Here is a 14753-nt window from a genome sequence, read left to right on the forward strand (position 1 = left end):
TGAGTTGCCGGTTCAGGTCCTCCCGTGCGGTGTCAGAGCCGCGAACTCAGCCCGTCGAACGTGCCGACTCGCGCTGTCGAACGTGCCGACTCGCGGTGACGAACGTGCCGACTCGCGGGTTAGGACTCGGCGAGTTCGGCCGCGGCGAGCCAGTCGAGCTCCACCTGCTCGCGTTCCGCCACCACCGCCCGCAGCTCCGCGTCGAGCGCCAGCAGCCGCGCCGGCTCCGTCGCGGCCTCGGCGAGCTGCGCGTGCAGCTTGTCCTCGCGCGCCGAGAGCGTCTCCATCCGGCGCTCCAGCCGCTGCGCATCCTTGCGGGCCGAACGCTGCTCGGCCGCGGAGAGCCCGGACGTGCGCGGCGTGGCGGGCGGAGCCTGGGACGCCGTCGACGCGATCGGATCACCGGCCGCCGCGCGCCGTGCCAGGTACTCGTCGATCCCGCCCGGCAGGTGCGTGATCCGGCCGTCGCCGAACAGCGCGACGACCGTGTCGCACACCCGTTCCACCAGGTACCGGTCGTGGCTGACCACGATGAGCGTGCCCGGCCAACCGTCGAGCAGGTCTTCCAGGTGCGCGAGGGTGTCGACGTCGAGGTCGTTCGTCGGCTCGTCGAGCAGCAGCACGTTCGGCTCGGCCATGAGCAGCCGCGTGAGCTGCAGCCGGCGCCGCTCGCCGCCGGAGAGCTGCCCGACCGGTGTCCACTGCCGCGACGCGGGGAACCCGAGCCGCTCCAGCACCGACGACGCCGTCAGCTCCAACTTCCCGAGCCGCACGAACTTGGCGACGGACTCGGTCGCCTCCAGCACGCGCATGTCCTTCGGCAGGTCGACCAGCTCCTGCGTGAGCTGCGCGAGCTGCACCGTCGTTCCCTGGACCCGACGTCCCGAGTCGAGCGGGCGCTCGCCCGTGAGGGACCGCAGCAGCGTCGTCTTGCCGGAGCCGTTGATCCCGACGATCCCGATCCGGTCGCCCGGCCCGAGCCGCCACGTCACGTCGTCGAGCAGCACGCGGCCCGCGATCTCGACGGTCGCGTCCTCCAGCTCCAGCACGGTCTTCCCGAGCCGGTTCGTGGCGAAGCCGAGCAGCTCGACGGTGTTGCGCGGCGGCGGGACGTCCGCGATCAGCTCCTCCGCCGCCTCGATCCGGTAACGCGGCTTGGACGTGCGCGCAGGCGGGCCCCGGCGCAGCCAGGCCAGCTCCTTGCGTGCGAGGTTCCGGCGGCGCGCCTCGGCCGCATCGGACTGCCGGGAGCGCTCCGCCCGGGCGTAGACCCAGTCGGCGTAGCCACCGAGGTAGCTCTCGACGCGCCCGCCCGCGACCTCCCACGTCCGGGAGCACACGGCGTCGAGGAACCACCGGTCGTGGGTCACGACCACGACCGCGCAGCGGCGGGAGATCAGGTGCTGCGCCAGCCAGCCGATCCCCTCGACGTCCAGATGGTTCGTCGGCTCGTCCAGCACGACGAGGTCGGGGTCGCCGATCAGGGTAGCGGCGAGGGCGACGCGGCGCTTCTCCCCGCCGGACAAGCCGTCAACGCTGCGGTCCAGGTCGTGCAGCCCCAGCCCGTCGAGCACGTCGCGGACCTTCGGATCGGCCGCCCACTCGTGCACGGCGCCGTACCGGGACAGCACGACGTCGCGGACCCGTGCCCCCGCGGGCAGCGCGTCGCCCTGCGCGAGGTGGGACATGTTCAGCCCGCCGACCCGGCTGACCCGGCCGCCCTGCGGCTCGCGACGGCCCGCGAGGATGTCGAGCAGCGTGGTCTTGCCGCCGCCGTTCAGGCCGACGACGCCGATCCGCTCCCCGCGCTCCACGCCGAGCGAGACCGCGTCGAGCAGCACCCGCGACGCGTCGCCGGGGACGTGCGCGGTGACCGACTCGAGGTTGACGAGGTTCTGTGCCCCAGATCTCTTCAACGCGGCCATCAGGCGTGCACCGGCGGCCGCGAGGCGGGCGGGGGCTCGTTCGGGTCGACCAGCCGGGCGCCGGGCACCGGCCCGTGCACCACCCGGACCGTGCGGCACACCCCGACCCCGGCGAGCTGGGCCGCGACGTCGATCGCGCTGTCGGCGTCGGCACACAGGAACGCGCAGGTCGGGCCGGAACCCGAGACGATCCCCGCAAGCGCGCCGGCCTCGACCCCGGCCCGGAGGGTCCGGCGGAGCTCCGGCGCCATGCTCACCGCCGCCGCCTGCAGGTCGTTGGCCAGACAGAGCGCGAGCTGGCGCGGGTCGCCTCCCGCGACGGCCTCGAGCACCGGCTCGACGTGCCGCTCCGGGGAACGTGCCCCCCTGTTGCCGAGCTCGCGGCGCAGCCGGTCCAGCTCGCCGTAGACGGCGCTCGTGGCGAGACCGCCGCGGTGCAGGGCGATCACCCAGTGCTGCGGGTGCCGGGACAGCACCGGGACGATCGTCTCCCCGCGCCCGGTGCCCAGCGCGGTGCCGCCGTGCAGGGCGAAGGTGACGTCGCTGCCGAGTTCCGCGGCCATCCGGGCCAGCTCGTCGCGGGTCAGGTCGAGCTTCCACAGCGCCGAGAGGCCGACGAGCGCACCCGCGGCGTCAGCGCTACCGCCGGCCATCCCCCCGGCGACGGGGATGCCCTTGCGGAGCACCACCCGCACGTCGGGATCACGCTCCGCGTGTGCGGCCACCAGCTCGACGGCCCGCCAGGCGAGGTTCGTGCCGTCCGTCGGCACCTCACCGGCGCCCTCACCGTGCACCTCGACGCCCGGATGGTCGGCCGCCGCGACCGTCACCTCGTCGAAAAGACTGACCGCGTGGAAGACCGTCGAGAGGTCGTGGAAGCCGTCGCTCCGCAGCGGTCCGACGGCCAGATGCAGATTGATCTTGGCCGGGACACGCACGGTGACCGGTTGGGGAACGGCGGACAACACCCGACCAGCCTACGTGCGTGGCTGTCGGGCCCTGCTCACTCGGTGGCCGCTCCGGCGGGCTCGGGCGTCCGCGTGCGGACGAGATGGCGGGGCAACGCGAACCCGAGCACCGCCGCGATCCCGATCAGCAGCACGCCGGCCGGCAGGAGGAGCGCCTGCGCCATCGCCGTGGAGAACGCCTCGTGGAGCGCGGGTGGGAGCTGCGCGACGCCCGCCTCGACGCTCCCCGAGCTGCCTGCCGGCAGGACTGCCGACAGCCGCGTCGCCATCAGCGCGGCGATGCCCGCGCTGCCGAGCACCGCGCCGACCTGTCGTGTGGTGTTGTAGACACCCGCGCCCGCGCCGGCCCGGTCCATCGGCAGGTTGCGCGTCGCCGCGGTGCCGATCGGGGCCCACATGAACCCGCTGCCGACACCCATGAGTGCGATCGGCAGCAGCAGCTGCCAGGTCGGCGTCTCGGGACGCATCACCGCGGCGAGCCAGAGCAGGCCGACGGCGAAGCACGACAGGCCGAACGCGGCGATCCAACGCGGGTGCGCGCGGTCGGTCAACCGCCCGACGTACGGCGCGAGGACCGTCGAGATGATCGCCGACGGGGCCAGGAGCAGCGCCGCACCGGTCGGGCTCAGCCCGCGCACGCCCTGCGCGTAGAGCGTGATCGGGAAGGCCTGCGCGGTGACCGACAGGCCGAGCGCGGTGATGGCGACGTTGGCGAGGGTGAAGTTGCGGTCGCGGAAGAGACTCAGCGGGATCAGCGGCTCCGGTGCGCGGGTCTGCCAGGCGAGGAACAGGGCCAGCACCGCGATGCCGCCGCCGATGAGCCCCCACGCGACGGGGCCCCAGGCGAAGGCCTGGCCCTCCTGGATGCCGAACACCAGCAGGAACATCCCGACGGCGCTGAGCGCCACGCCGATCGGGTCGAACCGGCGGACCGCCGTCGACAGCGCCGGCACCAGGCGGGCGGCGAGCACGAACCCGACGACGCCCACCGGGACGTTGACGAAGAAGATCCACTGCCAGCCCAGCCCGTCGACCAGCAGACCGCCGACGATCGGTCCGACGAGCACCGCGACGCCGGCAACCGCGCCCCACAGGCTCATCGCGCGCCCGCGCTCGTGCGGCGGGAACGTGCGGGTGATCACGGCCATGGTCTGCGGCGACAGCATCGACGCCCCGAGCCCCTGCACGACCCGCGCGACGATCAGCCCGCTGATGGAGCCAGTGAGCCCGCACCACAGGGAGGCGACGGTGAAGACGGCGAGGCCGATCAGGTACATGCGCTTGGGACCGAACCGGTCGCCGAGCCGTCCGGTGATGAGCAGCGGCACCGCGTAGGCGAGCAGGTAGGCGCTGGTGACCCAGACGACGGCGTCGACATCCGAGCCGAACGCCGCCATGATCGCCGGAGTGGCGATCGACACGATCGTCGAGTCGACGAGAATCATGAAGAACCCGAGCACCAGAGCCCACATGGCGGGCCAGGGATTCGAGACCTCTCGCGTCGTCACCGCTCGACAGTAGGCCCCGCTCCGGTCGCTCCGCGCGCCGACCAGCGGCCTCCCCGGGCCGCCCGTTCGTAGCGAAAGCGGCGTTGGGTGCACTGAACGCACCGAAAGCCGCTTTCGCTACATGCGTGGCCGGCTCAGCCGGGGCGGTGCGCCGCGAGGCGGGCGAAGTCGGTGATCTCGAGGCGCTCGGCACGCGCCGTCGGGTCGATCCCCGCGGCGCGCAGCGCGTCCTCCGCGGCGGCCGGCGAGCCCGCCCATCCCGCCAGTGCGGACCGGAGAACCTTGCGCCGCTGCGCGAACGCAGCGTCCACGACCGCGAAGACCTCGGTACGGCTCCCCGGCGGCGGGTCGTGCCGGGTGAACGCCAGCAGGCCCGAGTCGACGTTCGGCACCGGCCAGAACACCGCCCGCGGCACCGGTCCCGCCCGCCGCGCCGCCGCGAACCACGCCAGCTTCGCGCTCGGCACGCCGTACGCCCGGCTGCCCGGCCCCGCGGCCAGCCGCTCGGCGACCTCGGCCTGCACCATCACCAGCCCCCGCCGCAGCGACGGCAGCTCGGCGAGCAGGTGCAGCACCACCGGTACACCGACGTTGTAGGGCAGGTTCGCGACCAGCGCGGTCGGCTCGACGGGGAGGCCCGCGGCCCGCACCCGCAGCGCGTCGGCGGTGACGACGCTCAGCCGGTCGGCCAGCGCGGGCGCCCGTTCGGCCACCGTGGCAGGCAGCCGCCCGGCCAGCACCGGATCGATCTCCACCGCGCACACCGCTGCGGCGGCCTCCAGCAGGCCGAGCGTCAGCGAGCCGAGCCCGGGGCCGACCTCCAGCACGACGTCGTCGGGCGTCAGGTCGGCGGCGCGCACGATGCGGCGCACGGTGTTGGCGTCGTGCACGAAGTTCTGCCCGAGCCGCTTGGTCGGGCGCACGCCCAGCTCCTCGGCAAGTGCCCGCACCTCGGCGGGCCCGAGCAGCCGGGCCACGGGTGGCTCGTTCAGAGTGCCCGCGACGGCCGGGTCGGGGGGCGTGGCGCCGTCGGGGGACGCTTCGGACGCGGCCCCACCGGGACCGGCACCCGCTCTCCCCGTCGCGTCGGAGGCCACGGCGCTCCGGGCCGATGCATCACTCACCCACCGATCGTGCCGTCGTCGGAACCCGGACGCTGCACGGGGTGGGCGGAGGCGCCGTCGCGGTCGGACAGTTCCGGCCCATCAGGTCGGCAGTCCGAGCTTGCGGGCACAGGCGGGCCACGAGCCGTAGCCGCCGCGGTCGTCACGGACGCGCGACGCCACGGCGATCTGGGCGTCGCGCCCGGCCTGGTGCGGCAGCGGCGCGTACTGGTCGCCGTCGTACGCGAGCCAGGTCTGCCGGTCGAACTGCAGCCCGCCGTAGTAGCCGTTGCCGGTGTTCGTGGCCCAGTTCCCACCCGCCTCGCAGCGGGCGAGCGCGTCCCACGACCCCGGGCCCGCCGACGGCGCCACGGCTGCGGGCGGCACGTCGTCGTTCGTCCCGACCCGCACCACCCGCTTGCGCGGCGGCGTCGTCCCTCCGGCGCGCACCTGCTCGCGGCGGACCTCCTCGCCGTTCTGCACGTGCACCCGCATCACCACGGTCTGCTCACCCGGTCGGCCCTTCTCGACGATCTCGCGCCGCCCGCGGGGCAGCTCGGGGTCTTCCACGGTCTCCTCCGGCGGCGCGATCCGATGGACCTCGACGACCTCGCCGACACCGTTGCGCACCACCTGCACGGTCATCCCGTCGGTCAACGGGGTGTCGCCCGACGGCACGGAGACGTCGTCGACGCCCAGCGTCACACCTCGCTCGGTGAGCAGCGCGCCGACCGTGCCCGCCATGGTCGTCACGGCCTCGGGGGCGCCGGTGCCGTCGACGAACGAGAGCGCCCGCGGGATCCGCAGCTCCACCGCGAGACCGCCGGGCGGGATCGCCGTGTTCGGTGCCGTCGACATCTGGATCGGCTCGGCGTCGACACCGACTCCGCGCAGGGCCTCGTCGACCGACGCAGCGGTGGTCCAGATCCTGCGCTCGGACGAGCCCTCGACCAGGGTCAGCGGCCGCGCCCTCGCGAAGATCACGTGGTCGCCGTCGGCCAGCTCGGTGCCCGGAGCGGGCTCGACGCGGTCTTGCGGCGTCACCGCGATGCCGGCCGAGGCGAGTGCTCCGGCGACGTCGGCGGCGAAGGTGTGCACCACGCGGTCGCGGCCCTCGACGGTCACGACCACCGTCTTGTCCGCCGCCACGGCCGTCGCCGTGCCGGCGACCAGGCTCACGAGCATCGCGACGACCACCGCGCGGACGAGGGTGCGCCCGCGCCGAGCCGGGGCCGGCGGCGCGGGGTCGACAGCCGGGACGGCCGCGAAACACTCGGTGGGCGGGTCGTCGACGTCCGGAACGACCGGGATCGGCCCGGTGAGGAAGTCGTCGAGGTCCTCGAGGTCTCCCAGGAGATCGTCTCCCGGCAGGACGTCACCCAGGAGATCGCTGCCCTCGCTGCCCAGGAGATCGTCGCCCGACAGGCCGGCCGGTGGTTCGACCGGCGCACGCCTCGCACGCGCGGGTGCCGCTCTACGGCGGCTGCGCGGGGAGACGTCGACCACGTGGCATCCAGACCTCGTCGGGTCCGGGGCAGAAGCGCGGGCACGGTGGCCGGAGCCGTACGACCGGGGAGCGCCCCGACCACCGTTCCCGTTCTGCTGGGGAGCGACTCCACCCCGGCTTGGCGATGACAGAACGGTAACGGCCAGTGACAATCCGACGCGAATTGCGACACGCCGTGATCGCCGAACGGCGGGGCGGTCACGTCGAGCGCGCGGCTCCGGCGCCCGGCGACGGCGCTTCCGCGACCGGCGGCAGGGCCTCGAGACCGAACACCGCCTCCGCGGTCCGCCGGGCGCTGTCGGCGACCCGTTCGGCAGAGACCCCCCGGACGTGGGCCAACCCGCGGACCGTCCATGGCAGGCAGTAAGGCTCGTTCGCCCGGCCGCGATGCGGGTGCGGGGTGAGGAACGGGGCGTCGGTCTCGACGAGCAGCTGCCCGTCGGGCACCAGAGCTGCCGCCTCGCGCAGCCCGGCCGCGTTCTTGAAGGTGACGGGCCCGGCGAACGACAGCATGTATCCGGCGTCGACGCAGGTCCGGGCCATCGCGGCGTCGCCCGAGAAGCAGTGGAAGACGACAGCCGCGGGGGCGCCCTCCTCGTCCAGGACGCGCAGGACGGCGTCGTGCGCATCGCGGTCGTGGACCATCAGCGGCTTACCCAGGCGCTTGGCGAGGTCGATGTGCCAGCGGAAGGCGCGCTCCTGGGCGTCCCAGGGGCTGTGGTCCCAGTAGTGGTCCAGGCCGGTCTCGCCGACGGCGACCACCCGCGGGTCGGCGGCGAGCCGCTCGATCTCGGCGCGGTCGGCTTCGGTGAACGAGGCGGTGCGGGTCGGGTGCAGGGCGACGGCGGCGGCGACGCGGTCGTCCCAGTGCGCGGCCTCGACCACCCAGCGGGCACTCGCGAGGTCGTCGGCGACGGTGACGACGCGGGTCACGCCGACCGCGCACGCCCGGTCCAGCGCGGCGACGACGTCCGCGGCGTCGACGCAGCCGCAGGCGTCGAGATGCGTGTGCCCGTCGACGGTCGGCACGCCCAGGGGTTCAGGCGGCTCCGGCCGGGCCCGCCGCCCGTACGGCCCGGTCACGGGCACCCAGCGAACGCTCACCGGGCGATCGGGGCCCAGTCGGGACCCGTCTCCCCCAGCTCCGGGTCCAGCTTCGGGAAGATCGGCGTGGGCTTGACCAGCGGTCGGCCGACCTCCACCGGCGTCGACGCCCAGCGCGCCTGCTCCCCCGCGTAGTCGCCCATCAGCACCGGGTACGCCGGGCCCCGTGGGATTCCTGGGCTGCCGAGGTCGTCGACCTCCCGGATCTCCGGCTGCGCCGCCCACACGCCACCGCTGCCCAGCGCCTCGTGCACCTTCTGCGCGGAGTGCGGCAGGAACGGGGTGAGCAGCGTGTTCGCGTCCTGGACCACCTGCAGCGCGGTGTGCAGGATCGTGTCGCGGCGGTCCGGGTCGTCCTTGCGCTTCCAGGGCTCCTGGTCGCTGAGGTAGCGGTTCGCCGCGGTCACCACCCGCATCGCCTCGCTGATCGCCTGCTTGAACTTGCTGCGCGCCAGCAGGCCGCCGACGGTGTCGAACGCCGCCTGCGACGTCGCCAGCAGCGCCGCGTCGGCCTCCGTCGGCGCCGTCGGCTTCGGCACGGAGCCCACTCCTCTGTGCGCCATCGAGATCGACCGGTTGACGAGGTTGCCCCACTCGTTGGCCAGCTCGAAGTTGGTGCGGCGGACGAACTCGTCCCAGGTGAAGTCGGTGTCCTGGTTCTCCGGGCCGGCCACGGAGATGAAGTAGCGCAACGCGTCCGGCCCGAACTCCTTCAGGAAGTCGGTCACGTAGATCACGGTGCCGCGGCTCGTGGAGAACTTCGATCCGCTCATCGTGAGGAACTCCGACGACACGATCTCGTCAGGCAGGTTCAGCGTGCCGAACGCGCCCGGCGTGCCGCCCTTGTCGCCCGCCCCGTTCTGACCCAGCAGCAGCGCGGGCCAGATCACGGAGTGGAAGACGATGTTGTCCTTGCCCATGAAGTAGTAGCCACGGGCGTCCGGGTCCGTCCACCACTGCTTCCAGGCGTCCGGGTCCGGCCCGCGGCGGGCCCACTCGACCGACGCCGAGAGGTAGCCGATCACGGCGTCGAACCAGACGTAGAGCCGCTTCATCGGCTGGTCGCGCCAGCCGTCGAGCGGGAGCGGCACGCCCCAGTCGAGGTCGCGGGTGATCGCGCGCGGCTTGAGGTCGTCGACGAGGTTCGTGGCGAACTTGAGCACATTCGGCCGCCAGTCCGTCCGGGTGGACAGCCACGAGCCGAGCGAGTTCGCGAACGCCGGCAGGTCGAGGAAGAAGTGCTCGGTCTCGACGAACACCGGCACCTCGCCGTTGATCTTCGAGCGAGGGTTGATCAGGTCGGCCGGGTCGAGCTGGTTGCCGCAGTTGTCGCACTGGTCGCCCCGCGCGCCGTCGTAGCCGCAGATCGGGCAGGTGCCCTCGACGTAGCGGTCGGGCAGCGTGCGCCCCGTCGACGGGCTGATCGCGCCCATCGCGGTGCGCGTGAACACGTAGCCGTTGCGGTGCAGCGCGAGGAAGAGCTGCTGGACGACCTCGTAGTGGTTGCTCGTGGTGGTGCGGGTGAACAGGTCGTAGCCCAGCCCGAGGCCCTGCAGGTCGTCGACGATCACGCGGTTGTACTTGTCGGCGAGCTCGCGCGGGGTGAGCCCCTCCGCGTCGGCCTGCACCTGGACCGGGGTGCCGTGCTCGTCCGTGCCGGAGACCATGAGCACCGCGTCGCCCGCCATCCGCCGGTAGCGGGAGAAGACGTCGGAGGGCACACCGAAGCCGGAGACGTGGCCGATGTGCCGCGGGCCGTTGGCGTAGGGCCACGCCACGGCGGTCAGCACGCGGGAACTCATGTCACCCAGCCTAGGCTCAGCGTGGGAATGCCATTTCGGGGCACCATGAGGGCATGGACTCCGACGGCACTGCCGAGATCCGGCGCCTGCTGACCGACACGCACACGTGGGCCGTGGTCGGGCTCTCGGGCAACACCTTCCGGCCGGCGTACGGCGTGGCCCGGTTCCTGCAGTCGGTCGGCAAACGCATCGTGCCCGTGCACCCGCGCGCCGAGACCGTGCACGGGGAGACCGGCTACGCGACGCTCGCGGACATCCCGTTCGAGGTCGACGTCGTCGACGTCTTCGTCAACTCGCGGCGGGCGGGCGAGATCGCCGACCAGGCGCTGCTCACGAGGGCGCGCGGCGTGTGGTTCCAGCTCGGCGTGATCGACGAGGCGGCGGCGGCCCGCGTGCGCGCGGCGGACCGGACGATGGTGATGGACCGCTGCCCGGCGATCGAGTGGCCCCGCCTGGGGCTGTAGCGGACGCCACGGCTGACCGGGCATTCCGGGCGCATCACCTACGGTGGTGGGGTGAACGTCGAGGTCACCCCACTGCCGGGGATCGGGGTCCGGAAGGACTTCGCCCTGCGCGACGGCCGCCGCATCGGGGTCGTCACCACTCGCGACGGCAAGCTGTCGCTGATCCTGTCCAAGACCGACGACCCGGACTCCACGCTCGCCGAGCTGCCGCTGTCGGTCGACGAGGCCGGGGCGCTGGCGAACCTGCTGGGCGCACCGCAACTGGTCGCGCAGCTCAGCGAGGAGCAGCGCGACCTGCCCGGAGTGCGCACCGGGCGGCTGTCCGTCGCCCCCGGGTCGCCCTTCGACGGCCGGCGGCTGGGCGACACCGCGATGCGCACCCGCACCAAGGTGTCGATCGTCGCCGTGATGCGCGCCGGGCACGTGCACCCCTCGCCCACTCCTGCCTTCACCCTGACCGCGGGCGACCTGCTCATCGTCGTCGGCACGACCGAAGGTCTCGACGCCGCCGCCAAGATCCTCCGCAGCGGCTGAACCGATGAGCCACACCGCGCTCGAACTGATCGAGCTCGGCGCCGTCTTCTTCGGGCTGGGCCTCCTCGGCCGCCTCGCCGGCCGCATCGGGCTGTCCCCCATCCCGCTCTACCTGATCGGCGGCCTGTGCTTCGGCAGCGGCGGCCTGGTGCCGCTGGGCGACATCGGCGACTTCACGTCGCTGGCGGGCGAGGTCGGCGTCGTGCTGCTGCTCCTCCTGCTCGGGCTGGAGTACTCCGCGGCCGAGCTGATCACCGGGCTCCGCCGTTCCTGGACGGCCGGCCTGCTCGACATCCTGCTCAACGCCGCGCCCGGGGTCGCCGTGGCGCTGATCCTGGGCTGGGGTCCGGTCGGCGCGATGGTGATGGCCGGCGTCACCTACATCTCGTCGTCGGGCATCGTCGCGAAGGTGCTGTCCGACCTGGGCCGCCTGGGCAACCGGGAGACCCCGGTGATCCTCTCCATCCTCGTGTTCGAGGACCTCGCGATGGCCGTCTACCTGCCGATCCTCACCGCGCTGCTGATCGGGGTGTCGTTCTTCGGCGGGCTGGAGGCCGTCGCGATCTCGCTCGTCGTCGTCTCGGTGGTGCTCGTGGTGGCGCTGCGGTACGGCCGCTACGTCTCCATGGTCGTCGACAGCCCGGACCGCGAGGTCTTCCTGCTCAAGGTGCTCGGCGCCGCCCTGCTCGTCGCCGGGTTCGCCTCGGCGCTGCAGGTCTCGGCGGCGGTCGGGGCGTTCCTGCTGGGCATCGCGATCTCCGGGTCGACCGCGGAGAACGCCACCAAGCTGCTGGAGCCGCTGCGCGACCTGTTCGCGGCGGTGTTCTTCGTGGTGTTCGGGCTGAACACCGACCCGCGGTCGATCCCACCCGTGCTGGGCTGGGCGATCGTCCTGGCGCTCGCGACCACGGTGACCAAGTTCGCCACGGGCTGGTGGGCGGCGCAGTGGCAGGGCATCGCCCCGCTCGGCCGGGCCCGCACCGGGGCGGCGCTGATCGCGCGCGGCGAGTTCTCGATCGTCATCGCCGGCCTGGCGGTGTCGTACGCGGCCGTGCCGAACGAGCTCGCGGCACTCGCGACGGCGTACGTGCTGCTCATGGCGGTGCTCGGGCCGATAGCGGCCCGGGTGGTGGAGCCGGTGACGCGGTGGGTGCGGAGCAAGGTCCCGACGCGGGCGCCGGCGCCGTCGCCCGGTTCGTAGCCGCGGGCCGGATGTAGCGAAAGCGGCGTTGGGTGCACTCAATGCACCGAAAGCCGCTTTCGCTACATCCCGGCCGCTCAGTCCCTGGCCGCGAGCGCAGCGTTGTACAGCTCCCGCTTCGGCACCCCCGCCGCCTCCGCCACCGCCGCGGCGGCGTCCTTCAGCCGCTCCCCCGCCGCCACCCGCTCCTGCACCGCGTCCACCAGCGACTCCACGGGCGGCGCGACGACCGGGCCCGCCCCCGCGAGCACCACCGTGACCTCGCCGCGCACCGGGTCGTCCACCGCGCCGGCCGCCAGCACCGCGAGCGTCCCGCGCCGGACCTCCTCGTACTTCTTGGTCAGCTCCCGGCACACGGCGGCTTCCCGGGACGGCCCGAGCACGTCCAGCGCCGCGGCGAGCGTGTCGGCCAGCCGGTGCGGCGACTCGAAGAAGACGACCGCCCGGGGCTCGGCGACCAGCGTCGCGAGCCATCGCCGCCGCTCGCCGTCGCGGCGCGGCGCGAACCCCTCGAAGCAGAAACGCTCGACCGGCAGCCCGGAGAGCACCAGCGCCGTGGTCACCGCCGACGGTCCGGGCAGGCAGGTCACCGGCAGCCCTTCGGCGGCGGCCGCGGCGACCAGCCGGTAGCCCGGGTCCGAGACCGCGGGCATGCCCGCGTCCGTCACCACCAGCACCGTCCGCCCGGCCCGCACGTCGGCGAGCAGCCGGGGCATCCGCGCGACCTCGACCGCGTCGTAGTGGCTGACCACCCGCCCGTGGACCGTCACCCCCAGCGCCGCCGCGAGCGACCGCAGCCGCCTGGTGTCTTCCGCGGCGACCACGTCAGCCGTCGCGAGCGCCTCGCACAGACGGGGCGAGGCGTCGCGGGAATCGCCGAGCGGGGTCGCCGCGAGGACGAGGCCGCCGGGCACGCCCCGATCCCGGAAGTCACTGTCCGGAGCATCGTCCATGGTGGGAGAGCCTACGATCGCCTCCGTGGGGGAGAGCACCGTCGTCGGCGTGCAGCCCGTCGACCTCGGCGTCCGCACCGGCGTGGTCGACGAGCGCGACACCGTCCCCGAGGTCCCGCCGCTGGGTCCGGGGGCTCCGCAGCCGCAGCCGCCGGCCCCGCCCCGCCTCCGGCTGGGTCCCCCGCCGCCGACGGATCAGCTCCGCGGCTGGATCGTCACCTGGGTGCTCACGGTGATCGCCGGGATCGTGCGGTTCATCGGGCTGAACCGGCCCACCGACGGCGGCACGCCCGTCTTCGACGAGAAGCACTACGTCCCGCAGGCGTGGCAGATGCTGCGTAACGGCGGGGTCGAGGACAACCCCGGCTACGAGCTGGTGGTCCATCCTCCGCTGGGCAAGCAGCTGATCGCGATCGGCGAGCTCCTGCTCGGCTACAACGGCTGGGGCTGGCGCGCGGCGGCGGCGCTGTCCGGGACGATCATGGTGCTGCTCGTCATCCGCGTCGCCCGCAGGCTCACCCGTTCCACGCTGCTCGGGGCCGTCGCCGGCGTGCTTCTGATCTGCGACGGGCTCTCCCACGTCCAGTCGCGCATGGGCATGCTCGACGTCTTCGCGGCCCTGTTCACCCTCGCCGCCTTCGCCACGCTGATCTGCGACCGCGACGACGTCCGCGCCCGCCTGGCCGTCGTGCTGGCCGAGGGCCGGATCGACGACTCCCCCTACGGCCCCCGGCTCGGCGTGCGCTGGTGGCGGTTCGCGACCGGGGTGCTGCTCGGGCTGGGCTGCGCGGTGAAGTGGTCGGGCGTCTACTGGCTCGCCGCGTTCGCCGTGCTCACGCTCGTCTTCGACGCCACGGCGCGGCGGGCCGCCGGCGTGCGCCGCCCGTGGGTGGGGACGATCGTGCGCGATCTCGCGCCCGCCGTCTGGGTGCTGGCCCTGCTGCCGGTGCTCGTCTACGTCGGATCGTGGTGGGGCTGGTTCCGCAGCGAGACGGGCATCGACCGCAACGTCGTCGGGTACGACCGGGGCGCGAACGGCGTCGGTCCGGACGGCCCGTGGGCCTTCCTGCCCGATGCTCTGCGCTCGCTGTGGTTCTACAGCGCGCACGTCCTCGACTTCCACGCCGGGCTCACCACCCAGGTCAGCGGGCAGCATCCGTGGGAGTCCAAGCCGTGGACGTGGCCGATGGGCCTGCGGCCGATGCTCTACTACTACGCCTCGGGCGACAAGGTCAAAGGCTGCGGGACCGGCGACTGCGTCAGCGCCGTCATGCTGATCGGCACCCCCGCGCTCTGGTGGCCGGCGATCCCGGTGCTTGCGTGGAGCCTGTGGCGGGCCGTAATCCGGTCCGACTGGCGCTACGGCGCCGTCCTCGTCGGCTACGGCGCGGGCATCCTGCCGTGGCTGGCCAACATCGACCGCCAGATGTACTTCTTCTACATGGCGCCGGTCGCGCCGTTCCTGGTGCTCGCCACGACGCTGGTGATGGGCGAGATCCTCGGCCGGAGCGAGGCACCGTGGGAGCGCCGGCAGACGGGACTGCTGGTGGTGGGCCTGTGGGTCGGCCTCGCGGTGGCGAACTTCGCCTACCTGTGGCCGATCCTCGTCGGCGTCCCGATCACCCCGGACGCCTGGGACGCGCAGCTGTGGCTTCCGTCGTGGCGTCCGTAACTGCTGTGACCG

General features: G+C 73.5%; 12 protein-coding genes. 4 read left to right on the forward strand and 8 right to left on the reverse strand.

Annotated features, from left to right (window positions below):
- Window positions 1-119 precede the first annotated feature (119 nt).
- The 7 genes from RM445_RS08130 to metG all read right to left on the reverse strand — a co-directional run bounded on the left by RM445_RS08130 (window position 120) and on the right by metG (window position 9917).
- Window positions 120-1925: an ABC-F family ATP-binding cassette domain-containing protein gene (locus RM445_RS08130; RefSeq protein ID WP_311555518.1), complete on the reverse strand. Its 1806-nt coding sequence runs from the start codon at window positions 1923-1925 to the stop codon at window positions 120-122.
- Complete coding sequence (locus RM445_RS08135) at window positions 1925-2893, reverse strand: 4-(cytidine 5'-diphospho)-2-C-methyl-D-erythritol kinase (protein ID WP_311555519.1); 969 nt, start codon at window positions 2891-2893, stop codon at window positions 1925-1927. Before RM445_RS08135 ends, RM445_RS08130 begins: the two co-directional genes overlap by 1 nt.
- A 35-nt stretch (window positions 2894-2928) precedes the next feature.
- Complete coding sequence (locus RM445_RS08140) at window positions 2929-4401, reverse strand: DHA2 family efflux MFS transporter permease subunit (protein ID WP_311555520.1); 1473 nt, start codon at window positions 4399-4401, stop codon at window positions 2929-2931.
- A 134-nt stretch (window positions 4402-4535) separates the two neighbouring features.
- Complete coding sequence (gene rsmA, locus RM445_RS08145; RefSeq protein WP_397469260.1) at window positions 4536-5378, reverse strand: 16S rRNA (adenine(1518)-N(6)/adenine(1519)-N(6))-dimethyltransferase RsmA; 843 nt, start codon at window positions 5376-5378, stop codon at window positions 4536-4538.
- Between the two features lie 228 nt (window positions 5379-5606).
- Window positions 5607-7010 (reverse strand): transglycosylase family protein, encoded by a 1404-nt coding sequence (locus tag RM445_RS08150; RefSeq protein WP_311555521.1) that lies wholly within the window; start codon window positions 7008-7010, stop codon window positions 5607-5609.
- 199 nt (window positions 7011-7209) lie between these two features.
- The gene (locus RM445_RS08155) at window positions 7210-8094 is read right to left on the reverse strand and encodes a TatD family hydrolase (RefSeq protein WP_397469261.1); all 885 of its coding nucleotides are present in this window, start codon (window positions 8092-8094) and stop codon (window positions 7210-7212) included.
- A 17-nt stretch (window positions 8095-8111) separates the two neighbouring features.
- A complete protein-coding gene (metG, locus tag RM445_RS08160; protein WP_311555522.1) occupies window positions 8112-9917 on the reverse strand; it encodes a methionine--tRNA ligase in 1806 nt (601 codons plus the stop codon).
- A gap of 53 nt (window positions 9918-9970) precedes the next feature.
- On the opposite strand from metG, the gene RM445_RS08165 reads away from it, so the two are divergent.
- Genes RM445_RS08165 through RM445_RS08175 form a run of 3 tightly spaced genes read left to right on the forward strand, consistent with a single transcriptional unit; the run spans window position 9971 to window position 12116 of the window.
- Complete coding sequence (locus RM445_RS08165; RefSeq protein ID WP_311555523.1) at window positions 9971-10381, forward strand: CoA-binding protein; 411 nt, start codon at window positions 9971-9973, stop codon at window positions 10379-10381.
- Window positions 10382-10432: 51 nt separating this feature from the next.
- Window positions 10433-10915: a cation:proton antiporter regulatory subunit gene (locus RM445_RS08170; protein WP_311555524.1), complete on the forward strand. Its 483-nt coding sequence runs from the start codon at window positions 10433-10435 to the stop codon at window positions 10913-10915.
- A gap of 4 nt (window positions 10916-10919) precedes the next feature.
- Window positions 10920-12116: a cation:proton antiporter gene (locus RM445_RS08175; protein ID WP_311555525.1), complete on the forward strand. Its 1197-nt coding sequence runs from the start codon at window positions 10920-10922 to the stop codon at window positions 12114-12116.
- Between the two features lie 77 nt (window positions 12117-12193).
- On the opposite strand, the gene rsmI is transcribed toward RM445_RS08175, so the two are convergent.
- Window positions 12194-13069 (reverse strand): 16S rRNA (cytidine(1402)-2'-O)-methyltransferase, encoded by an 876-nt coding sequence (rsmI, locus tag RM445_RS08180; protein WP_311555526.1) that lies wholly within the window; start codon window positions 13067-13069, stop codon window positions 12194-12196.
- A gap of 82 nt (window positions 13070-13151) precedes the next feature.
- Between rsmI and RM445_RS08185 the strand changes: the two genes are divergently transcribed.
- Window positions 13152-14741, forward strand: a complete 1590-nt coding sequence (locus RM445_RS08185) for a dolichyl-phosphate-mannose--protein mannosyltransferase (protein WP_397469262.1) — start codon at window positions 13152-13154, stop codon at window positions 14739-14741.
- Window positions 14742-14753 lie beyond the last annotated feature (12 nt).

The sequence above is a fragment of the Pseudonocardia charpentierae genome, from assembly GCF_031845345.1.
GTDB lineage: Bacteria > Actinomycetota > Actinomycetes > Mycobacteriales > Pseudonocardiaceae > Pseudonocardia > Pseudonocardia charpentierae.

What these genes read in the sequence shown, in the direction of transcription:
- RM445_RS08130 (WP_311555518.1), bottom strand. Translation starts at nt 1,925, where the DNA reads ATGGCCGCGTTGAAGAGATCTGGGGCACAGAACCTCGTCAACCTCGAG.
- metG (WP_311555522.1), bottom strand. Translation starts at nt 9,917, where the DNA reads ATGAGTTCCCGCGTGCTGACCGCCGTGGCGTGGCCCTACGCCAACGGC.
- RM445_RS08165 (WP_311555523.1), top strand. Translation starts at nt 9,971, where the DNA reads ATGGACTCCGACGGCACTGCCGAGATCCGGCGCCTGCTGACCGACACG.
- RM445_RS08175 (WP_311555525.1), top strand. Translation starts at nt 10,920, where the DNA reads ATGAGCCACACCGCGCTCGAACTGATCGAGCTCGGCGCCGTCTTCTTC.
- rsmI (WP_311555526.1), bottom strand. Translation starts at nt 13,069, where the DNA reads ATGGACGATGCTCCGGACAGTGACTTCCGGGATCGGGGCGTGCCCGGC.